Origin of the sequence: Paraburkholderia sp. Cy-641 (assembly GCF_011752945.1) — a bacterium.
Lineage (GTDB): Bacteria > Pseudomonadota > Gammaproteobacteria > Burkholderiales > Burkholderiaceae > Paraburkholderia.
In genome coordinates, this window is sequence record NZ_VWWM01000006.1 from 38,942 (window position 1) to 61,410 (window position 22,469).

At 65.8% G+C, this 22,469-nt stretch carries 17 protein-coding genes; 5 read left to right on the top strand and 12 right to left on the bottom strand.

Annotation, left to right across the window (positions count from 1 at the left end; all coding sequences use genetic code 11):
• Positions 1-28: 28 nt before the first annotated feature.
• From F3J20_RS04890 to F3J20_RS04930, 9 genes are all read right to left on the bottom strand, one after another.
• Positions 29-826, bottom strand: a complete 798-nt coding sequence (locus tag F3J20_RS04890; protein WP_167042208.1) for a xanthine dehydrogenase family protein subunit M — start codon at positions 824-826, stop codon at positions 29-31.
• Positions 827-853: 27 nt separating this feature from the next.
• On the bottom strand, positions 854-3,235 hold the full coding sequence (locus F3J20_RS04895) for a xanthine dehydrogenase family protein molybdopterin-binding subunit (protein ID WP_167282253.1): 2,382 nt from the start codon (positions 3,233-3,235) through the stop codon (positions 854-856).
• Positions 3,236-3,245: 10 nt separating this feature from the next.
• Positions 3,246-3,779 carry a (2Fe-2S)-binding protein gene (locus tag F3J20_RS04900; protein WP_167282254.1) on the bottom strand — a complete coding sequence of 178 codons (534 nt, stop codon included), beginning with the start codon at positions 3,777-3,779 and terminating at the stop codon, positions 3,246-3,248.
• A 566-nt stretch (positions 3,780-4,345) separates the two neighbouring features.
• Positions 4,346-5,737: an amino acid permease gene (locus F3J20_RS04905; protein WP_167282256.1), complete on the bottom strand. Its 1,392-nt coding sequence runs from the start codon at positions 5,735-5,737 to the stop codon at positions 4,346-4,348.
• 290 nt (positions 5,738-6,027) lie between these two features.
• A complete protein-coding gene (gene rqpR, locus F3J20_RS04910) occupies positions 6,028-6,684 on the bottom strand; it encodes a response regulator transcription factor RqpR (RefSeq protein ID WP_167282258.1) in 657 nt (218 codons plus the stop codon).
• A 10-nt stretch (positions 6,685-6,694) separates the two neighbouring features.
• On the bottom strand, positions 6,695-7,594 hold the full coding sequence (locus F3J20_RS04915) for an ATP-binding protein (RefSeq protein WP_167042218.1): 900 nt from the start codon (positions 7,592-7,594) through the stop codon (positions 6,695-6,697).
• Positions 7,595-8,024: 430 nt separating this feature from the next.
• Positions 8,025-8,795, bottom strand: a complete 771-nt coding sequence (locus tag F3J20_RS04920; RefSeq protein ID WP_167282260.1) for a ferredoxin--NADP reductase — start codon at positions 8,793-8,795, stop codon at positions 8,025-8,027.
• 586 nt (positions 8,796-9,381) lie between these two features.
• Positions 9,382-10,179, bottom strand: a complete 798-nt coding sequence (locus F3J20_RS04925; RefSeq protein WP_167282262.1) for an endonuclease/exonuclease/phosphatase family protein — start codon at positions 10,177-10,179, stop codon at positions 9,382-9,384.
• A 76-nt stretch (positions 10,180-10,255) separates the two neighbouring features.
• A complete protein-coding gene (locus F3J20_RS04930) occupies positions 10,256-10,870 on the bottom strand; it encodes a hypothetical protein (protein WP_167042224.1) in 615 nt (204 codons plus the stop codon).
• Positions 10,871-11,219: 349 nt separating this feature from the next.
• On the opposite strand from F3J20_RS04930, the gene F3J20_RS04935 reads away from it, so the two are divergent.
• From F3J20_RS04935 to F3J20_RS04945, 3 genes are all read left to right on the top strand, one after another.
• Positions 11,220-12,197 carry an AAA family ATPase gene (locus F3J20_RS04935; RefSeq protein ID WP_167282264.1) on the top strand — a complete coding sequence of 326 codons (978 nt, stop codon included), beginning with the start codon at positions 11,220-11,222 and terminating at the stop codon, positions 12,195-12,197.
• Between the two features lie 427 nt (positions 12,198-12,624).
• Positions 12,625-13,731, top strand: a complete 1,107-nt coding sequence (locus F3J20_RS04940) for an NAD(P)/FAD-dependent oxidoreductase (protein WP_167042228.1) — start codon at positions 12,625-12,627, stop codon at positions 13,729-13,731.
• A 230-nt stretch (positions 13,732-13,961) separates the two neighbouring features.
• On the top strand, positions 13,962-14,273 hold the full coding sequence (locus tag F3J20_RS04945) for a high-potential iron-sulfur protein (protein ID WP_167042230.1): 312 nt from the start codon (positions 13,962-13,964) through the stop codon (positions 14,271-14,273).
• 77 nt (positions 14,274-14,350) lie between these two features.
• Here the strand turns inward: F3J20_RS04945 and F3J20_RS04950 are convergent, their stop codons facing one another.
• The gene (locus tag F3J20_RS04950; RefSeq protein WP_167042232.1) at positions 14,351-15,892 is read right to left on the bottom strand and encodes an amidase; all 1,542 of its coding nucleotides are present in this window, start codon (positions 15,890-15,892) and stop codon (positions 14,351-14,353) included.
• 227 nt (positions 15,893-16,119) lie between these two features.
• A complete protein-coding gene (locus F3J20_RS04955) occupies positions 16,120-16,818 on the bottom strand; it encodes a dienelactone hydrolase family protein (protein WP_167282266.1) in 699 nt (232 codons plus the stop codon).
• A 319-nt stretch (positions 16,819-17,137) separates the two neighbouring features.
• Here F3J20_RS04955 and F3J20_RS04960 point away from each other — a divergent pair, with 319 nt between their 5' ends.
• Both F3J20_RS04960 and F3J20_RS04965 read left to right on the top strand, forming a co-directional pair.
• Positions 17,138-18,247 carry a nitronate monooxygenase gene (locus F3J20_RS04960; RefSeq protein ID WP_167042236.1) on the top strand — a complete coding sequence of 370 codons (1,110 nt, stop codon included), beginning with the start codon at positions 17,138-17,140 and terminating at the stop codon, positions 18,245-18,247.
• A gap of 641 nt (positions 18,248-18,888) precedes the next feature.
• A complete protein-coding gene (locus F3J20_RS04965) occupies positions 18,889-20,034 on the top strand; it encodes a branched-chain amino acid ABC transporter substrate-binding protein (RefSeq protein ID WP_167042238.1) in 1,146 nt (381 codons plus the stop codon).
• Positions 20,035-20,394: 360 nt separating this feature from the next.
• On the opposite strand, the gene F3J20_RS04970 is transcribed toward F3J20_RS04965, so the two are convergent.
• Complete coding sequence (locus F3J20_RS04970; protein ID WP_167282268.1) at positions 20,395-22,263, bottom strand: collagen-like triple helix repeat-containing protein; 1,869 nt, start codon at positions 22,261-22,263, stop codon at positions 20,395-20,397.
• Between the last annotated feature and the right edge of the window lie 206 nt (positions 22,264-22,469).

Below are 22,469 nucleotides of genomic sequence, written 5' to 3' on the forward strand. Positions count from 1 at the left end.
GCAAGCCGGCCACGATTGGTCAAGATCGCTAACTATTCGCCTTCGTGACCGCGCGCGCGGCGAGCACCGGAATCAGATGCGCGCGATAGGCCGCGCTCGCGTGCATGTCCTCGTTCAGCGCGTCGGGCGACACGCTGACCGCGCGCGCGGCATCGGGCGCGAAGTTCGCCGACAGCGCGCTTTCGAGCGCCGGCACCCGAAACACCGACGACGCCGCGCCCGTCACCGCAACGCGCACGCCGCTCGCGAACTTCGCGACGAACACGCCGACGAGCGCAAAGTGCGACGCGGGATTGTTGAATTTCTCGTAGGCCGCGCGCTCGGGCACCGGAAACTCGACCGCGACGATCAGCTCGTCGGGCGCGAGCGCGGTCTCGTACATGCCGACGAAAAAGTCGCCTGACGCAATGCGCCGCCGGTCGGTGACGAGGGTCGCGTCGAGCGCGAGCGCCGCCGACGGATAGCATGCGGCCGGGTCGTTGTTGGCGAGCGAACCGCCGATCGTGCCGAGCGCGCGCACCTGGCGGTCGCCGATATGTCCCGCGAGATCGGCGAGCGCGGGCAACACGCGCCGCACGTCCGCGTGATCGGCCACGTCCGAGTGGCAGACGGCCGCGCCGATCGTCACCGTTTGCGCGTTGACCGCAATCGTCTTGAGCGCGGGAATGCGCGTCACGTCGATCAGTTGCGACGGCTGCGCGAGCCGCAGGCGCATGGTCGGCAACAGGCTCTGGCCGCCGGCGAGGAATTTCGCGTCGCCGTCGGCGGCGAGGGCTGCGGCGGCCGCTTGCGAATCCGTCGCGCGTTGATACTCGAATGAATACATGTCGAATGCTCCGCTCAGGATCGATGGTCAGGGTTGCTTGGCCGCTTGAATCGCGGACCACACGCGATGCGGCGTGGCCGGCATCTGTATGTCGGTCACGCCGAGCGGCGCCAGCGCATCGATGATTGCGTTGATCACCGCCGGCGGCGAGCCGATCGCCCCCGCTTCGCCGCAGCCTTTGACGCCGAGCGGATTGTGCGTGCACGGCGTGCCCTTCGCGGTTTCGACCGTGAAGTCGGGCAGATCGGACGCATGCGGCATCGCGTAATCCATGTACGAGCCCGACAGCAACTGGCCGCTCTCGTTGTCGTACACGCAGCGTTCGAGCATCGCCTGGCCGATGCCTTGCGCGAGCCCGCCATGCACCTGACCCTCGACGATCATCGGGTTGACCACGTTGCCGAAATCGTCGACGGCGGTGAACTGCTCGATGCGGCTCACACCCGTATCCGGATCGACTTCGATCTCGCAGATATACGCGCCCGACGGATACGTGAAGTTGGTCGGATCGTAGAACGCGCTTTCTTCGAGGCCCGGTTCGAGCACGTCGAGCGGATAGTTGTGCGGCACGTAGGCGGCGAGCGAGATTTCCGCGAACGCCTTGGTGCGGTCGGTGCCGGCGACGCTGAACACGCCGTTTTTGAACTCGATGTCTTCGGCCGACGCTTCGAGCAGATGCGCGGCGATTTTCTTCGCCTTGGCCTCGATCTTGTCGAGCGCCTTCATGATGGCCGAGCCGCCGACCGCGAGCGAGCGCGAGCCGTACGTGCCCATGCCGAACGCGATGCGGCCGGTGTCGCCGTGCACGATCTCGACGCTTTCGAGCGGGATGCCGAGGCGGTCCGCGACCACCTGCGCGAAGGTCGTCTCATGCCCCTGGCCGTGACTATGCGAGCCCGTGAACACGGTGACCGAACCGGTCGGATGCACGCGAATCTGCCCGACTTCGAACAGACCCGCGCGTGCGCCGAGCGCGCCCGCGATGTTCGACGGCGCGAGCCCGCATGCCTCGATGTAGCACGAGTAGCCGAGGCCGCGCCGCTTGCCGTTCTTTTCCGAGGCCTGGCGGCGCGCGGCGAAGCCTTTCACGTCTGCGAGTTCGAGCGCGCGCGAGAGCAGCGTGTCGTAGTCGCCGGTGTCGTAGGTGAGGCCGACCGGCGTCGCGTACGGGAACGCGGTGATGAAATTGCGGCGGCGGATTTCGGCGGGGTCGAGCTTCATCTCGCGCGCGGCGGCTTCGACCAGACGCTCGACGACGAACGTCGCTTCCGGGCGGCCCGCGCCGCGATAGGCATCGACGGGGACCGTGTTGGTGAAGACCGCCTTCACTTCGGCGTAGATCGCCGGTGTCGCGTATTGCCCGGCGAGCAGTGTCGCGTAGAGGATCGTCGGCACGCTCGAGGCGAACGTCGACAGATACGCGCCCATGTTCGCGATCGTATGCACGCGCATCGCGAGGAATTTGCCGTCGGCGTCCATCGCGAGTTCGGCGTGGGTCACGTGGTCGCGGCCGTGCGCGTCGGAGAGGAAGGCCTCGGAGCGCTCGGCGGTCCATTTGACCGGCCGGTGAATTTTCTTCGACGCCCAGGTGAGCGCGACGTCTTCCGCGTAGAGGAAGATCTTCGAGCCGAAGCCGCCGCCGACGTCCGGTGCGATCACGCGCAGCTTCGATTCCGGCAGCGACAGCACGAACGCGGCCATCAGGAGCCGCTCGACGTGCGGATTCTGATTCGCGACATAGAGCGTGTAGCTGTCGTCCTGCGCCGAATAGTTCGCGTTGACCGCGCGCGGTTCGATCGCATTCGGCACGAGCCGGTTGTTGACGATGTCGAGCGTGGTCACGTGCGCGGCTTTCGCGAAGGCGGCATCGGTCGCGGCTTTGTCGCCGTGGCCCCAGTTGTAGCAGACGTTGTCGGGCACTTCGTCGTGCACTGCCGCCTGACCGGGGTCGGCCGCATGCGCGGTATCGACGACTGCCGGCAGCACGTCGTAATCGACGTCGATCAGTTCGGCCGCATCTTTCGCGGCCTTGATCGATTCGGCGATCACGAGCGCGACCTGGTCGCCGACGTGCCGCGCCTTCGTATGCGCGATCACCGGATGCGGCGGCTCATTCATCGGTTTGCCGTCGATGCTGTGGATCAGCCAGCCGCACGGCAGGCCGCCAACGTTTTCAGCGGCGAGGTCCGCGCCGGTGAAGATCGCGACCACGCCCGGCGACTGCTTCGCGGCGCTCGTGTCGATGCGGGTGATCTTCGCGTGCGCATGCGGCGAGCGCAGGAATACCGCGTAGGTCTGCTGCGGCAGCACGATGTCGTCGGTGTACTGGCCTTTGCCGGTCAGGAAGCGATAGTCTTCCTTGCGCTCGACGGCTGCGCCGATCAGGCTGTGAGTATCGGGTGCGTTCATCGTCGGCTCCTCAGGCTGGGGTCGCGGCGGGGGTGCCCGCGCTCGCGCCGGTGTTCGTGGCGGTGGCCGCTGCGGCGGACTTCATGCCCGCGGCGCCTTCGAGCACGGCCTTGACGATGTTGTGATAGCCCGTACAGCGGCACAGATTGCCGTCGAGCTGCGCGCGCACGTCGTCGCCGGTGAGGCCGGGTTGGCGCTCGACCAGCGACACCGCGCTCATCACCATGCCCGGCGTACAGAAGCCGCATTGCAGCCCGTGGCAATGCTTGAAGGCGGCCTGCATCGGATGCATGGCGCCGTTTTGCGCGAGCCCTTCGATGGTGGTGATTTGCGCGCCGTCCGCCTGCACGGCGAGGATGTTGCAGGACTTGATCGCGCGGCCGTTCAGGTGCACGGTGCAGGCACCGCACTGGGCCGTATCGCAGCCGATGTGCGTGCCGGTCAGGCGTAGTTGCTCGCGCAGGAACTGGACAAGCAGGGTGCCGGGGTCGATTGAGGCGCTGATGGGTGCGCCGTTAACCGTCAGACTGATGCTGATCGCCATGAAGCTGTCTCCTATGTCGATCGGAGTTAGCGCTTGAGCGCTTACTCCGATCCCATGCGTTTACCGCGTCGATCGGAGTTAGTGCTTTAGCACCTGCTCCGATCCCATGCGTTTACCGCGGTCGATCGGAGTTGGCGCTTTAGCACCTGCCCCGATCTCATGCGTTCACCGCACTCGATCGGCGTGAGCACTTCGGCGCTTGCCCCGATCTCGTGGGGATGAGACCGGACCTGTGATTTTTCTTGCCCTGCTTTCCTTCGACTGCGTGCTGGCTGCGATGCGCGAGGTCCGATGAGGGTGCTGCGGGTTTTTATAGGTCTGCCGAAAAGTAAAACACAAATCGCGCGAGTGCGCTATGAGGGGAAGTGTGTTCGGCGCGGCGGCGCATCTGGGCGCGCGGGGAAGAGCGAGGCGCTTGCGCAATCGGCGGCCGAAAAAGAAGCGCCCCGCATGCAGGGCATGGCGGGGCGCATGAATAGGGGCAAGCGGAAGGCGTCGCGAACAACCCAACCCGGCCGCCGCCGCAAGCATTCAGCCCACTCGCGCGGCTCGGCCAAAGCGGAGCGTTACTTCGCCAGTTTCGAATGACGGCGCGAGTAGCCGAAGTAAATCGCCATGCCGATCAGCAGCCAGATCACGAACGCGATCCACGTGACGCCTTGCAGATTGATCATCAGAAACAGGCACGAGGCGACCGCGAGCACCGGCACGACCGGCACGCCCGGGCAACGGAACGCGCGCGGCAGCTCGGGGTGGGTCTTGCGCAGCACGAGCACCGCGATCGACACCATCGAGAAGGCGGCCAGCGTGCCGATATTGATGAGTTCGGCGAGCACGTTGAGCGGCACGAGCGCGCCGATCAGGCCGAAGAAGATGCCGACGAGCCACGTCGTGAAGAACGGCGTCGCAAAACGCGGATGCAACTTCGAGAGCTTCGCGGGCAGCAGGCCGTCGCGCGACATCGCGAAGATCACGCGCGTCTGTCCGTAGCCCATCACGAGGATCACGGTCAGCATGCCGAGCACGGCGCCGAGATCGATGAAGCCGGCAACCCAGTTCTGCCCCGCCAGTTGCAGCGCATACGAGACCGGGTGCGTGATGCCCATGAATTTCGCCGACGGCACGATGCCGGTGACGACCGCCGCGACCGCGACATACAGCACCGCGCAGACGCCGAGCGACGCAATGATGCCGATCGGCAGATCGCGCTTAGGATTCTTCACTTCCTCGGCCGCCGACGATACCGAGTCGAAGCCGATGAATGCGAAGAACATCACCGCGGCCGCGCCGAACACGCCGCTCCAGCCGTTCGGCATGAACGGATGCCAGTTGGCCGGCGTGACGTGAAACACGCCGACGCCGATCACGAGCAGCACGACGACTACCTTGATCGCGACCATGATGTTGTTGATCCGCGCGGATTCGCGCACGCCGAGCGACAGCAGCGTGGTGATCGCCATCATCACGAGGAATGCGGGCAGGTTGAACAGCGTGTCGTGTCCGGGGACGGCGCCGGGGGCCGCGGTCAGCGCCATCGGCAGCGACACGCCGAAACCGGACAGCAGCGACTGCAGATAACCCGACCAGCCGACCGAGACCGCCGAGGTCGCGAGCCCGTATTCGAGCATCAGGTCCCAGCCGATGATCCACGCGGCGAGTTCGCCGAGCGTCGCGTACGAGTAGGTGTAGATCGAGCCGGCGACCGGAATCGTCGAGGCGAATTCGGCGTAGGCGAGCGCGGCGAAGCCGCAGGCGATCGCTGCGATCACGAACGAGAGCATCAGTGCGGGGCCGGCCTGCACGGCGCCCGTGCCGGTCAGCACGAAGATGCCGGTGCCGATGATGGCGCCGACACCGAGGAACGTGAGGTCGAGCGCGCCGAGCGCCTTCTTCAGGCCGGCGTTTTGAGCGCTTGCCGTGAGCATGTGCTCGACGCTCTTTTTGCGAAACAGGGACATTGGCGTGGGTCTCCAGTAGTGCACGCGTGTTGCGCGCCGAATGTCGGGAAAAACCCGGCATTCTAGCGGATCGGTGCCAGATCCCTGTTCGGATGCGCCGTGACGTGGGGCGGGGGCGGTGGGCGGAAACTCCCGCCAGGACGGAACTTCGAGGAGAGGTTTGCGCGCGGAGCGCAAGCGGGGATAAAGCTTTTACCGAATCGACGACGAATCGGGCGGGAGTCTCTCCCCAGGCAGGCTACGCGGCGTGCCGCATTTTCGTGGTGGATCGTTGCGCGCGCGGCGGCCGTTCAGCCCGCCATCGCCGGATTCAGGTCGACCAGACGGTTGCTCATCACGTAGAACGTCAGTTCGGCGTTGTTGCGCAGCTTCATTTTCTCGAGCAGCCGCGTGCGGTACACGCTGACCGTCTTCACCGACAGCGACAGCGCCGCCGCGATGTCGGTGAGCCGTTTGCCCGACGCGAGCATGCACAGTGTCTGGTATTCGCGGTCGGACAGTTTTTCGTGCGGCAGCTGCTCGCCGTCGAACGACACGTAATCGGCGAGCGCCTCGGCCATTGCCGGGCTCACGTATTTGCGGCCCGCGGCGACCTGCTGGATCGCGCCGATCATCTGCGCGACGTCGACCGTTTTCGACAGATAGCCGGACGCGCCGGCCTTCAGCGCGCGCACCGCGTACTGGTCCTCGCGGTACATCGAGAACATCAGGACCGCCACGCGCGGCGCCTTGCGCTTCAGGCGCTTGAGCACTTCGACGCCGTTCATGTCGGGCAGCGAAATGTCGAGCAGCACGACGTCGAAGCTCTGCTGGCCGAGCGCGTCGAGCGCTTCCGCGCCCGTTTTCGCCTCGGCGACTTCGCGCGCGACGCCTCGGTCGAGCAGCAACTGGCGAACACCCTGGCGGACCACGGCGTGATCGTCGGCGAGCAGGATGCGCAGGCTCATGATGGCGCGCTCACGATTGCAGCGCGCGCCGGCCGGCGCGGGATGCGGGGGCGAGCAGCGCGTCCCAGGCGAAGCTCGCCTGCACGAGAGTGCCGCGCGGGGCTTTGCTGCCAGCCTTGCCGGGGCTGAGGGGGCTGACGTCGGCGTGGCCGGCGCTGGCGCGCCGGGCGCTCACCCGCAGCGTGCCGTCGAATGCGGCGCAGCGCGCCTGCATTCCGGCAAGGCCGAAGTGGCCGCTTGGGCTGTCTTTCCCGCTTTGTCCGCTGCGCTGGCGCGCGCCGCGCGGCAGGCCGATGCCGTCGTCGCCGATGAGCAGCGTCAGGTGGCGCGTGCTGGTTTCGAGGCGCACGTCGGCGCAACTCGCGCGCGCGTGTTTCGCAATATTGTTCAGCGCTTCCTGGACGACGCGGAATACGGCGAGCGCCGCGTCGGCGGACAGGCGCGCGAGCCGCGCATCGTCGGCGCAGGTGAAGGTGGCGCGCAAGTGCGTACGGGTGGCGAATGCGCCGACCCAGCGCGCGAGCGCGCCGGCGACGCCGGCCTCGAACGATGGCGCGTGCAGTTGCGCGACGGCCTCGCGGCTTGCCGCGCAGACCGCGTCGAGCGAGCGGTTCGCGACCGCGAGTGCGGCCGAGCACTGCGGTGGCGCGTCGGCGGGCAGCCAGGTTTCGATGCCGGCGAGCGCGAAGCGTGTCGCGGTCAACTCGGCGCCGACGCCGTCGTGCAGTTCGCGAGCGACGTGACGGCGCGCGCTTTCCTGTGCCTGCACGAGTTCGGCCGACAGTTCGCGCACCCGCGCGCGCAGTTGTTCCAGCTCGCGCACCGCGGCGCGCGACGGCGCGTCGACGCCATCACGCGCTGCGGGCGATGCCGGCGGCGCGTTGAACGGGACGGCAGTCGACGAATCCATGATTTTCCCTCTCAGGACGCGATGCGGACAGCGAAGCGGGCGCGGACAGGCAGCGCGAAGGAAGAACGCATGCGATTCTCAGGCCTTCGGGTGCGTCCGTCGCGCGAGCGTGAAACAGACAGATCACTATGCCGGAACGTAACGAAATTTACATTCGGTAACAACTAGGTCGGACCATGAGAGGCTAGCCGATTCGTCGTAACTGGCGGCGCGATAATATCTCAAAAAAAGAAAAAATGCAGTCACACCAACGGTTAGCGACGATTTTTCATACTTTGCTTGATGTATTTCGCATCGCCGTCTGTAGGAATAATGCCGACAGGGAAAGTGAAATGATTCACGGCGATTTGTAACGGCAACAAAAAAGGAGCCCGGAGGCTCCTTTTTGCGGGATTCGCGGCGCCGAAAGGCCGCGGATAGTGTTGCCTGCCTAGCCGACGAAGGCCTTTTCGACCACGTAGTGACCCGGGTCGTTGTTGCTGCCTTCCTTGAAGCCCGCGTCGTCGAGCAGCTTGCGCGTGTCGCGCAGCATGTGCGGGCTGCCGCACAGCATGATGCGGTCGTTTTCGAGCGAGAAGCCCGGCACGCCGAGGTCGGCGAACAGCTTTTCGGTTTCGATCAGCTCGGTGATGCGGCCGCGGTTCTGGAACGCCTCGCGCGTGACGGTCGGGTAATACAGCAGCTTTTCCTGCACCAGCTCGCCGAGGTGCTCGTGTGCCGGCAAGTGCTCGGTGATGTATTCCTTGTACGCGAGTTCGTCGACGAAACGGCAGGTGTGCGTGAGCACCACGCGCTCGTAGCGGTCGTAAATGTCCGGGTCCTTGATGATCGACATGAACGGCGCGAGGCCCGTGCCGGTGGAGAGCAGCCACAGCGTCTTGCCGGGCAGCAGGTTGTCGGCGACCAGCGTGCCGACCGGTTTCTTGCCGATCAGCACTTCGTCGCCGACCTTCAGGTGCTGCAGACGCGAGGTGAGCGGGCCGTCCTGCACCTTGATGCTCAGGAATTCGAGATGTTCTTCGTAGTTCGCACTGGCGAGGCTGTAAGCGCGGATCAGCGGCTTGCCGTCGACCGGCAGGCCCACCATCGTGAACTGGCCGTTTTCGAAGCGGAACGACGGGTCGCGCGTGCAGGTGAAGCTGAAAAGCGTATCGGTCCAGTGATGGACGCTCAGGACGGTTTGTGAATTGAGGTTGCTCATGGCTTCTTGGATAGTGCGAAAACAAAGGCGGCCAGTCGTCTGAGCCGGCCGGCACGGCAAGGGCGATGCTGCGCTAACCCGTGGTCGGGAATCACGCGCAATCCGCTATTTTACCGCGCCTACTGGGCGGGCCGCGGCGGTTGAGCGTGGCGAAGCGGGTTGCCGCCAGGCAAGCGGCGCCACCGGCTGTCCGGCGTCGCAAAGTACGTTGGCGTGAGTGCGGCCGTGCTTCAGCGGGGTACGGCGATTCGGCGAGTGCCGCGCAGGGCGGCTGCCATCGGCTGTCCGGCTTGCGCGAAAGCAGCGCGCCGCGCGGACGACAATTTCGAGATCATACCGAAAGGCGGCTTGCGCTGCAGCATTGACCCTGCTGATAAAACTGGCAAACGGGGCGGGCAAGGCAGCGCCGGCGGCGGGGTGCGTGCGGGGGCTTGCAGGTGTTTACGCTGTCCGCTTAGTGATTTTTTTAGGTACACAGTTACCGTTGTGAAGTGCCACATGGCGAGCTAGGGCTTTATAAGAAAAGGATTTTTGACGTCTATGCTTTGATGACGCCAGACGCGCAAAATAACCGTCCGGCTCATTCTCATTCGAGCTGCAAGCGCGCCATATACGGCAAATGGTCCGACAGCCACGCGGTCTCCTGCGTCGGCTGGATCCATTCGACCGGCTGCATGCCGCGCACGAACATCTTGTCGAGCGACAGCGCCGGCGAGAACGCCGGAAACGTGCGTGCCGGTTCGCCGAGCAGCGTCGCGACTTCCTGCAGGCCGTGTTCGCGAAAGAGCGGCACCGAGTCGTTGCGCCAGTCGTTGAAATCGCCGGCCAGCACGAGCGGACCGTCGGGCGCTTCCTTGGCGATCCAGTGCGCGATCCAGTTCATCTGCCGCAGGCGCGCCGGGCGTGTCAGCGCGAGATGCGCGCACAGCAGCGTGACGAGGCGCCCGCCGAAGGTCGCGCGCGCGACCAGCAGGCCGCGCTTTTCGAAGCGATGCGCGGAGATGTCCCAGCGGCCGCCGAGATCGAGCGGATGCGGCGACAGAATCGCATTGCCATGCCGCCACGACGGCTTGAACACGTTCGGCCCGAGCGCGACTTCGAGTTCGAGCGAGCGGGCGATCTCGGTCGCCTGGCAGTGCCAGACGTCGGTCAGCGGATCGTCCATCGGCGCGCCGAAGCTGCTCGCCAATACCGGCGACGGCATGCGCCGCGCCATCGCTTCCTGCAGGAAATAGGCGTCCGCGTGGGTCGATTGGACCCAGCGCTGCATCGCCTGCCAGGCCTGAAAGCCGAGCGGCGTGCGGCCCTTGTGCAGGTTCCAGCTCACCGCGACGAAATCGTTCGGCGCGAGATTCTCGCGGATCAATTCTTCTGGGTTTCGCATGCCGCGTTATCCACGTGTTCTGTTTGAAGGCTTCGATAGGATGCGTTGTTCGGGGGCGCCGTGCATGTCGGCCAGGTCAGTTCGATGCGCCGTTCGGCGTACTGGCGGCGTGGCTGTTCGGACTACCGTTCGCATCGCCGTTCGGCGCACCGGCCGCGCTGCCGTTCGCACCGTCATTCGCACTGCCGTTCGTACCGTCATTGCCGTTCGCGACCACGCTCGCATGCAAGCGGTAAACCAGCTTCGGATTGCTTGCAACGATCGTCCAGCTCGCCCATTGATCCGGCGGCACGACGAGGCCCGGATGGCTTCCGCTCACCAGACGCGGTTGCGGCGGCAGCTTGCAGCCGATGTCGGTGCGCTGGGGGGCGGCGTCTTCGAGCGTTTCCTGCGTCTCGATCGACATCGTCACGCCCTCCGGGTCCACGCGCAGCGGCGAGACGGTCAGCGTGCGCGACAGATCGATGCTGCCGGCCGGCTGGTCCTTGCAGCCGACGTGATGCTGCACGACCCGATGATGCGTATCCGTGTGCGCCTGGCCGACGGTGGTGGTGCCCTCGAACGAGTCGACCTGCTGATCGTCCTGCATCACCTGCAACTGCCATTGCACGACCTGCTGCGCCGGCCGTTGTTGCGCGTGTGCGAGCAACGAAGCGCCAAGCAGCATGGCCACGATACTGGTTTTCCACATGGAAGGAATCTCCGCTCACGGCGTCGGCCCGTATAGTGGGCAGGTACGTTGCGAGGCCGGTGGCCGGTTGGTCAGAGAGCCATCTTACCCCTGATGGCCGCAACGTTTTCTGACCCGTCGAACGGGAAAGCGGTTCAGCAACAATGCATTTCAGATAAGGACGGGAATCTTCGAAACAATCGTTCGAGGCCGCTGGAAAGCGCCGCGGCGGCGCACCTGAAACGCCCGCGCTGTTAGCAGCAGAGCCGCATGACTGCTGGCTTGCACGCAATCACGCCGCCGTTACACTGGTCCTGAGCCGGCGCTCACAAGGCGCCGCCGCAGCAGGACCAGCAAGACGGGGTGAGCGATGACGACAGCAATGGTCAAACAGGAAATCGCCGTGGCCTCGTTCAGCCGGGTGTACGACCTCGATCAGGTCGAAGCCGCGCTGAACGGTCTCGGCGAGGGCGCGAGCGAGGCGCTGCGCGCGACCTACGAGAAGATGCTGAAGACCGGCAATCTGCGTTTCTGCGTGAAGCCGAACCGCATGCCGTCGATCGACGATCTGCTCGACGCGCTGCCCAATTTTTCCGCACCGCTCGACGACATCCGCAGGCAGGTCGCGCTGTGCCTCGAAACCGAAGACCGGCTCGAACTGATGCCGATGCTGCTGCTCGGCGACCCCGGCATCGGCAAGACGCATTTCGCGAAGCAGCTCGCGCGCCTGCTCGGCACCGCCTACCAGTACGTGGCGATGAGTTCGCTGACGGCGGGCTGGATTCTGTCGGGCGCGTCGTCGCAATGGAAGAACGCGAAGCCGGGCAAGGTGTTCGATGCGCTCGTGAACGGCAGCTATGCAAATCCGGTGATGACGGTCGACGAGATCGACAAGGCTACCGGCGACTCGCAATACGACCCGCTCGGCGCACTCTACGCGCTGCTCGAACACGACACCGCGCAAAGCTTCATCGATGAATTCGCCGAGATTCCGATCGATGCCGGCAACGTGATCTGGATCGCGACCGCCAACGACGAGCGCGCGATTCCCGAGCCGATCCTGAACCGCATGAACGTGTACGAGATTGCGCCGCCGGACCACGACGGCGCGCGGCGTATCGCGCAATCGATCTACGACGAGATCCGCTCGGCGCACAACTGGGGGCTGCGCTTCCCGGCGCTGCTCGGCGACGCGACGCTCGACGCGCTCGAGCGCGCCTCGCCGCGGGAAATGCGCCGTGCGATCCTGAACGGCTTCGGAGCGGCGCGGATCGCGGGCCGCGACGAAATCGAGCCCGCCGATATTCGTCTCGATTACGGAAACCGGCGAAAACCGATTGGTTTTTGAGTTTTCGGGTCATTTTTTGGATAAAAAACGGCCTTTTTCTCACTTTGACGGGCGACAGGCGGCAATTCATACGTCGTGCGACATCAATGTCGCAGCAATTATTGCTGTTTTTGAGATACATCTTGGGCAGGTAAATCGGCACCGAGCCCTCAGGCGACATACACTGAAACTTTGCGACCGCCGCATCGTGTGCGCGCCCGAGACAGAAATGCCCGCAGTTGAGCGAACTGCGGGCATTTCTGTCTGTACCGCGTCGTACAATTTTGCGTGACAGGGGTAGCAGGACACGAGCGGACAGAGGTGGCGCCATGGGCTCGACGGCGGCGTTCGGCAGCGAGCGGACCGCGGCACGCAGGCGCGGCATCCTGTCTTCCTCTCCATCGGCTGAACGAGGCAGCGCGCGGCGCAGCAGGCCGCGTCAACGGATATGGATCAGATCGAATGCGTAGTGATCGGCGCCGGCGTGATCGGCCTCGCGACGGCGCGCGCGCTGGCGGCGCGCGGGCGCGAGGTGATCGTGCTGGAAGCGGCCGAGGCGATCGGCGTGGGCACCAGCTCGCGCAATAGCGAAGTGATTCACGCGGGCATCTACTACCCGCGCGGCTCGCTGAAGGCCGCGCTGTGCGTGCACGGCCGAGAAATGCTGTACGACTACTGCGTCGAGCGCAACGTGCCGCATTCGCGCTGCGGCAAGCTGCTCGTCGCCACGTCGCGCAGCCAGATTCCGCAGCTCGAAAGCATCATGGCCAAGGGGCGCGACAACGGTGTGCTCGACCTGATGCGCATCAGCGGCGATCAGGCGCAGGCGCTCGAACCGGCGCTCGAATGCGTGGAGGCGGTGTTTTCGCCGCAGACGGGCATCGTCGACAGTCACCAGTTCATGCTCGCGTTGCAGGGCGACGCCGAGCGCGACGGCGCGGTGTGCGCGTTTCACGCGCCGGTTCAGGCGATCGAGGCGCGCAACGGGCGCTTCGTCGTCACGGTCGGCGGCAATGCGTCGACCACGGTCAGCGCCGCGTGCGTCATCAATAGCGCGGGCCTTCACGCGAACGCGCTCGCGCGCAGGATTCGCGGACTCGATGCGCGGCATGTGCCGCCGCTCTATTTCGCGCGCGGCAGCTACTTCAGCATCTCGGGGCGCGCGCCGTTCAGCCGCCTGATCTATCCGATGCCGAACGAGGCCGGCCTCGGCGTGCATCTGACGCTCGATCTCGGCGGCCAGGCGCGCTTCGGTCCCGACGTCGAATGGGTCGACACGATCGATTACAACGTCGACCCGCGGCGCGCGGACTCGTTCTACTCGGCGATTCGCACGTACTGGCCGGCGCTGCCCGACGACGCATTGCAGCCCGCGTATGCGGGCATTCGTCCGAAGCTGTCCGGCCCCGGCGAGCCCGCCGCCGATTTCGTGATTCAGGGGCCGGCCGCGCATGGCGTGCGCGGGCTCGTCAATCTGTTCGGCATCGAGTCGCCGGGTTTGACGGCATCGCTCGCGATTGCGCAGCGCGTTTGCGAGCTGGCCGGGCGCGGCTGATGTTTCGCGCGGCGCGCGGGTGTGCTCCGGATGCACCTCGAATGCGCGCGGCGTAGTGTCGCGCCTTGCCTCGCGTCGCGGCCCATTCCACCGGTCCGCTCGCACCGCTTCCCCGTACCGAACCGCTTATCTCCACCATTTGAGTCATCACGCGCGCGGGCTTCGTTGCTATGCTTGGGGACCGTCGTCATCAGAACGGCGTTAGTTCAATATAAATGGAGTGAGTCCCCATGAGATCGTCCCGTCGTACGTTTCTGATTACCAGTATTGGTGTGGCATCGACGCTCGCGCTGTCGCGCCAGGCGTTTGCCGATGCGCCGAAGGTCACCGAAGCCGATCCGACCGCGCAGGCGCTCGGCTACAAGGAAGATGCAAGCAAAGTCGACAAGGCGAAGTTCGCGAAATACGCGGCAGGCCAGGACTGCGGCAACTGCAGTTTCTTCCAGGGCAAGGCGGGCGATGCCTACGGCGCCTGTCCGATGTTCGCGGGCAAGCAGGTGTCGGCGAAGGGGTGGTGCAGCGCGTATAACAAGAAGGCCTGACGCAAGCCGGGGCCAACGTTATTGGCCGGTTTGCGCGAGAGTGCGCCGCAGCATCGCGGCGCACTCTCGATGGCGGCCTATCGCCGCGCGTTCAGCAGCGGCGGCCGCCGGTCGAACCACGGCCGCGCCGCTTCGAGTTGCGCGGCGAGCCGCAGCAGCGTCGCTTCGGCGCCGTTGCGCGCGGCGAACTGCACGCCGATCGGTAGCCCGCGCGCATTCCAGTAGAGCGGCACCGACATCGCCGGTTGCCCGCTCAGGTTGAATAGCTCCGTGCAGCCCGCCCACGCGAACGCCTTGTTCGACGCTTCGAGCAGCAGCTTCTTCATCAGCCCTTCGAACGGCACCGCGGTGACCGCGCGCATCTGCACGCGCTCGAACTGCGTGGGCTGCATCTCGCCGATCTTGATCGGCGCGGCCGCGAGCGTCGCGCACAGCAGCACGTCGTAACGGTTCAGCAGATCGGTAAGGCGTTCGGTGATGCGGCGCTGTTCTTCGAGCGCTGCCGGCAAGCCTTGTTCGCCAAGCTTGCGGCCGATGTGCGCCATCGCCCACGTCGAAATTTCGAACTCGCCGCGCACGGGCTTATGGCCGCTGATGCGCTCCGCGTTCAGCACGATGTCGTCGGCGACGACCGACCACAGCGTGAGAAACGCCTGACGGACCGCCGCGAAATCGATGCCGAGCGACACCGGTTCGAGACGATGGCCGAGCGAGCTGGCAAGTTGCGCGGCGTCGTCGAGCGCGGCGCGCGCATCGGCGGACAGCGACGGCGCGAGCATCGGCTCTGTCACGTAAGCAATGTTGAGCGGTTTGAAGGGCTCGCGCGTTGCGTCGAGCGTCGCGCCGAGAAACGTGCCGGGCGCGCCGCTCGGCCGCTCCGCGTGGCCCGACAGCAGATCGAGCAGCAGCGCGCTGTCGCGCACGCTGCGCGATATCGCGTGATCGATGCCGAGTTCGCCCGCGGTCGGCGGGCTCGCGCGCGGCACGCGTCCGCGCGACGGCTTGAGGCCGAACAGTCCGCAGCACGAAGCCGGAATGCGGATCGAGCCGCCGCCGTCCGAAGCATGCGCGAGCGGCACGATGCCCGCGGCGACCGCGGCCGCCGCGCCGCCGCTCGAACCGCCCGGCGTGTGATCGAGATTCCACGGATTGCGGCACGCGCCGAATAGTTCGGGCTCCGTATAAGGCATCTGCCCGAGTTCGGACGTACTGGTCTTGCCGAAGATGTTCAGGCCCGCCGCTTTCGCGAGCGTGACGACGGGCGCATCCTGGGTGGGAACGAAGTGGCGATAGTGACGGCTGCCCATCGCCATGCGCAACCCGGCGATCGGCGCGCCGAGGTCCTTGATCAGAAACGGCACGCCGGCGAGCGCCGCGTGTGCGTTGTCCGCGCCGTCGAGGCGCCCGGCGCCATGCGCATTGTCGTCGCGGCGGGCGTCGTCGCGCGAGGCGCGCTGGCGTGCCGCGTCGTAGTCCTTCAGGACGACCGCGTTGATCGCGGGATTGACGGCTTCGGTGCGCGAGATCGCGACGTCGACCAGTTCGCGCGCGCTGATCTGACGTGTGCGTACGAGTTCGGCGAGGCCGATGGCGTCATGAGCGAGATAGTCTGAGTGCACGGCGTAGGAAGCCTCGTTGTCGGTTTGGGTTGCGCGTCGACTGCGGGTGTCGACTGCAGGCGGCGGCCGCGTCGAGTCGGGCCGGCTGTCCGCGCGGGCGATGAAGCGCTGCGCCGGGTTGCGCGTTGTCTCGCTGAGGGTTGCCCATGAAAAAGACGGCGTGTCGCCGACCCGCCGTCTTGCCGAGCGTACCCGAGTGACGCGCCCGGCGTGACCCGCCGCGCTCCCTACATGCGCTCGCCGAGGAACGTCAGCGTGCGGCCGTGCGCCAAGGCCGAGGCGTGCTGGTTGTACGAGGCGCGGTCCGAGCAGTTGAAGCCGTGATCGGCGTTCGGGTAGATGTTGAACTGCACGTCGGCGCGGCCCGCGAAGCGCTCCTGAATCTGGCCGATATCGGACAGCGGAATGTGCGCGTCGAGCTCGCCGTAGTGGAATTGCATCGGCACCTTGACGCTGGCGGCTTTGTCCAGATGGGTGTGAATGCCGCCGCCATAGTAGGCGATCGCGGCGTCGAGCGAACCGGCCGCGGCGGCCAGGTACGCGAGGCGGCCGCCGAAGCAATAGCCGATCGCCGCGACCTTGCCGGTCACTTCCGGCAGCGCGCGCAAAGCGGCGGCGGCCGAGCCGATGTCGGCGACCGCGTCGTCGAGTTTGGTCTTCTGCATCAGCTCGATGCCCTTTTCGCGGTCCTTGCCTTCATACGTCAATTCGACGCGCGGCTGCACGCGCCAGAACACGTCCGGCGCGAGCGCGACATAGCCGTCCTGCGCGTACTGATCCGCGACCGAGCGGATATGGCTGTTCACGCCGAAGATTTCCTGAATGATGATGACGGCCGGTCCCTTGCCGCCCTTCGGCAGCGCCAGGTAGCCGCCGAAACTGTCGTTGCCGGCGGGGATGTCGATCCATCGGGAAGTCGTGCTCATACTGTTCTCCATTGACTCGCGCGGGCGTCGCGCGAGGTCGGGGTAGTCGGAACGCCAAAGGCCGGCCGGCCTCGGGCGGGCGCTTAGTGTGCCATCAAAAGAACCGCCTTGCAGCAGGGCTGGGCGGGGCCTTGCGGCTTGCTTCGCACGCCACGATTCTCGTCAGGCGATTGAAACATTCTCGATAATTCATTTTTCCGGCGGCGCGCATATGGGTAGAGTCGGCCGTATCGGCTCGCGCCGGCAGGCGCATCACGCGAACGCGTGGCGAGCCTCTTGCACAGATATGGCCGGCCTTGCGCCGGAAAGGAAACCGATCATGAATGAGGGCAATTTTGTGACGCCGTTTGCGGCGCGTTTTCAGATGCGCGTGCCGGTCGTGCAGGCGCCGATGGCGGGCGGCGCGACCACGCCGGCGATGGTCGCGGCGGTGTCGAATGCGGGCGGGCTCGGTTTTCTCGCGGGTGCGGCGCTCGAGCCGGAGAAGATCGCGAGCGAAGTCGCGGCGATTCGCGAACTGACCACGCGGCCCTTTGGTGTGAACCTGTTCGTGCTCGATCCCGCCTCGCCGGACGAAGCCACCGTGCGCCGCGCGCTCGACGCGATCGATCCGCTGCGCGCCGATCTCGGCCTGCCGCCCGGCCGGGCGCTCGAACGCTATGCGCCGGACTTCCGCGCGCAGTTCGAAACGCTGATCGAATTGCGCGTGCCGGTGGTGGGCTTGACGTTCGGACTGTTGGCCGCCACCGATGTCGATCGTTTGCATGCAAACGGCCAGTATGTGATCGGGACTGCGACGCATGTCGCCGAGGGTGTCGCGTGGCGCGACGCGGGCGCCGATGCGATCGCCGCGCAAGGCGCCGAGGCGGGCGCGCATCGCGGCACCTTCATCGGTGCGGCCGAGGATGCGCTCATCGGCACGATGGCGCTCGTGCCGCAACTCGTCGACGCGAGCGGGCTGCCGGTGCTGGCCGCCGGCGGCATCATGGACGGCCGCGGCATCGTCGCGGCGCTTGCGCTCGGCGCGCAGGCGGCGGTGCTGGGCACCGCGTTTCTCACGAGCCGCGAAAGCGCGATTCCCGCCGTATGGAAAACCCGCGTGCGCGGCATGTCCGACACCTCGACTACGGTGACGCGCGCGATCACCGGCCGTCATGCGCGCGGCATCCGCAATCCGTTGATGCAACGTTTGAGCGAAGAGGCGCAGCGGATCGCGCCGTATCCCGTGCAAAACGCCTTGACGCAGGAGCTGCGGCAAAACGCGGGCCGCGCGCAGAACGGCGATTACCTGTCGCTGTGGGCGGGGCAGGGCGCGCCGCTCGGCCGCGCGCGTCCTGAAGGTCTCGGCGCCGCCGAACTGATGGCGCAACTCGAGCAGGAATGGCGCGCGGCGACCGCGCGTATCGCCGCGTTCGAGCGCCGCTCGTGAAGCGCTGATTGTGCGACCGGCTTTGCGATTGGCTTCGTGGCCGGTTTTGTTGACGGGTTTGTGACCGCGCCGGCGACCGCATTCAGTGACTGCATGCGTGGCTGCGGTTTTGACCGCATTCATGACCGCTTGGTGACCACATCCGTGACCGATTCCGCGCCCACTTCCGCAGTCGCTCCGGCGACTGATTCAGAGATGCGCCGGCGCGCCTGCAATGCGAACTGAATCCGTTAATAAGCATGTGCGGCGCGCCTCATTATCGAGTTGAAAAATCCTTCGAATTATTCCCGATTCGAACCAGAAAAAACGCTAAAACCTCCCGCGCGGCGAACCCCCTCAATTGGCGGAAACCCGCATGGGCTGGCGCTTTCCGGCCCATTCGCCGAGGCCGCGAGCGACGCTTGCGGGACACGCGCTATTAGTGTTCTTCCCACTTTCTCAAAAAATTCCCCCAAATTAATTTGATGACCTACACTTGCGCGCAAGTACGGTTTGCCAACTGTCACAAACAGTCAGGCAAGCGTACTGGCCAAGTGCATGAACGATGCAACCGGCGTGATCGTCCACGGGACTGAGCGACACGAGTTGGGGAAGCGGGGCACAGGGCGATTACGTTGTTTTGACCGAAAATGGAGACATACATGAACATCACAATTCAAAAGTTGTTGCCGATCAGCGCTGCGGCGATGCTGTTCGCGACGTTGGCAACATCGGCCGCGGCCGACACGGTCGTCAAGATCGGTCACGTTGCGCCGTTGACTGGCGGTATCGCTCACCTGGGTAAGGACAACGAAAACGGCGCGCGTCTCGCCGTCGAGGAAATCAACGCGAAGGGCCTCACGATCGGCGGCCAGAAGATCACGCTGCAACTCGATGCCCAGGACGACGCGGCCGACCCCCGCACCGCCACGCAGGTCGCCCAGAAGCTCGTCGACGACAAGGTCGTCGCCGTGGTCGGCCACCTGAACTCGGGCACCTCGATCCCTGCTTCGAAAATCTACAGCGATGCGGGCATCGTGCAGATTTCGCCGTCGGCAACGAACCCGGCCTACACGCAACAGGGCTTCAAGACGACGTACCGCGTCGTGGCGACTGATGCGCAGCAGGGTCCGGCACTCGCCAACTACGCCGCGAAGGACATGAAGATCAAGTCCGTCGCGATCGTCGACGACTCGACCGCGTACGGCCAGGGTCTCGCGAACGAATTCGAAAAGACCGCCAAGGCGCTCGGCCTGAACGTGGTGTCGCATGACGCGACCAACGACAAGGCCGTCGACTTCCGCGCGATTCTGACGAAGATCAAGGGCGAAAACCCGGACGCGATCATGTACGGCGGCATGGATGCCACCGGCGGCCCGTTCGCGAAGCAGGCCAAGCAGCTCGGCCTGCGCGCGAAGGTGCTGGCAGGCGACGGCGTGTGTACCGACAAGCTGTCCGACCTGGCCGGCGACGCAACCGACAACATCGTCTGCTCGGAAGCCGGCATGGCGCTCGAGAAGATGGCGGGCGGCAAGGCGTTCGAAACGAAGTACGAGAAGCGCTTCGGCCAGCCGATCCAGATCTACGCGCCGTTCACGTATGACGCGGTGTACATCATCGTCGACGCGATGAAGCGCGCGAACTCGACCGATCCGGCGAAGATCCTGGCCGCGATGCCGACGACCGACTACAAGGGCGTGATCGGCGAAACGACCTTCGATTCGAAGGGCGACCTGCAGCACGGCGTGATCTCGCTGTACAACTACAAGCAGGGCAAGAAGACGCTGCTCGACGTCGTGAAGATGTAAATTCCATGTGAGCGGGGACGGCATTGCGCCGTCTTCGGTTCGCTGTTAAAAAGGCACGCGCGCTGTGAGGCTCGCGTGCCTTTTCTTTTATGCTCGCTTTCCGTATTTCCACGCGATGGCTTCTTTCGCGCATCGCCATGCTACGGACACCGAACCGGCTTGCGCACGCTGCTGGACTTGCAAGCCGGCATGCGTTCGCCGCGGTTCGAGTGCCTGTCGACCGCGGGAGCGCAGGGTGTTCATCGAACCTTCATCAAGCGTACGCAGATAAAAAAATGGCGAGCCGGTTGCCCGGCTCGCCACCCTCCCTGCGGCGCTTCTGGTTATCGCGCCTTTATCTGCTGTCGTTGTTCTTGGTTATCACTTCTTCGCCGCGAGGTTGCCGAGGCCGCCGAGCAGGCCGCCACCCGAGCTGCCGCCCGCGGCACCCGTGACGCCGCCTACCGTGGTCGTCAGCGTACCGGTGACCGTCGTCAGCAGGCCGGTGACCGGCGCGAGCAGATTGCCGCTGCCGCTACCCGATGACGTGCCGCCCGTCGTCGCGCCGCTGAGCGTGCCCGTCAGCGACGACACCAGCGTCGTCACCGGCGCGAGCGGGTTGCTGCCGCCGCTCGACGTCGCGCCGCCCAGAACGCCGGTGACCGTGCCCGTTACCGAACTCACGACATTGGTCAGCGGCGCAAGCGGGCTACCCGAGCCGCCGGTGCCGCCAAGGCCGCCGAGACCACCCGTCAGCGTCGAGACGACGCTGGTCAGCGGTGCGAGCGGGCTGTTGCCGCCGCTGCCGCCGCTCAGGCCGCCCGTCAGCGTGCCGGTGACCGTCGTCAGCAGACCGGTGACTGGTGCGAGCGGATTGCCCGAGGTCCCGCTGCTGCCGCCGAGACTCAGCAGGCCTGTGAGACCGCCGAGCGGATTGCCCGAAGTCCCGCTGCTGCCGCCGAGACTCAGCAGGCCCGTGAGACCGCCGAGCGGGTTGCCCGAAGTCCCGCTGCTGCCGCCGAGACTCAGCAGGCCCGTGAGACCGCCGAGCGGGTTGCCCGAGGTACCGCTGCTGCCACCCAGACCGAGCAGACCCGTGAGGCCGCCAAGCGGATTGCCGCTGCTCGCGCTGCCCGCGGTGAGCAGGCCGCCCGCCGAGGTGACCGTGTCGCCGAGCTTCGTCACGACGTTGCCGAGGTTCTGGCCGATGGGGTTGCCGGTTGCACTGCCGATCTTGCTGCCGGCGCTATCGAGTCCGTGGCCGAGCGTCGACAGCAGGCCGTTCAGCGGCGCGCCGAGGCCGGTCGTGTCGCCGACGGTTTGGGTCGTCTGCGCGAGCGTCGAGGTGATCGGCGTGATCGCGGTGCTGAGCGTCTGCGTGACCTGCTGGATCGGGCCGTTCGATAGCGTCGTGCCGAGCTGCGTGCCGACGCTGCTGACCGTATTGCCGACCGTCGATACGACCGTGCCGAGCGGCGTCGTCAGCGGGCTCAGCGCCGTGGTCGGGCCGCTGCCGAGGCTCGTGACGAGCTGGCCGGCGCTGTTGACGGCCTGGCCCGCGTTGTAGACGAGGTTGCCGCTGCTGGCGAGCGTGGTGCCGAGCGGATCGGTCGAATTGCCGAGCTGGCCGAGGCCGTTCGCGACGCCGGTGCCGAGCGCGGTCACGCCGCTGCCGAGATTCGACACGACGTTGCCGAGCGCGGTGGTGGTCGCTGCATTGGTGCCGGGAAGCGACGTCGAGCCGATCTGGCTGCCGACCGCGGAGACGGTTTGGCCGGCTGCGGTGACGACGTTGCCGGTGTTCTGCACGACGACGCCAACGGGGTTGGCGCTGGCTGTGCCGCTGCTCGAACCGCTGCTCGAACCGCTGCTCGAACCGCTGCTCGAACCGCTGCTCGAACCGCTGGACGAGCCACTGCTCGAACCGCTACTGGAGCCGCTGGACGAGCCACTGCTGGAGCCGCTGGATGAGCCACTGCTCGAGCCGCTACTGGAACCACTGGACGAACCGCTGCTCGAACCGCTGGACGAGCCACTGCTCGAGCCACTGCTCGAGCCACTGCTGGAGCCGCTGGATGAGCCACTGCTCGAACCGCTACTGGAACCACTGGACGAACCGCTGCTCGAACCACCCGCGCCTCCGCCGCCGAGGCTACCTGTGCCGGTTGTCAGCGTGCTACCGCATCCGGTGAGGACGATCATTGACGTCACGCATAGCGCGACGGCCGTTAGTTTGAGTTTGCATTGCATGTTCCGCTCCCCTCGTAATATGGAAATTGCTGAGGGAGCTAACTGCAAAGACTATGCCATTTTTTTAAGCGACCTGGTGAGAGATGAAAATCTATATAAATCAACGAGTTGATGGTTTTTGCGCGGGCGGGCGAGACAGTTCCGGGCAGCGATGTGTCGGGGAACACAGCGGCGCGCGGGGCCGCGCGTAACGTAACGTAAGCCGG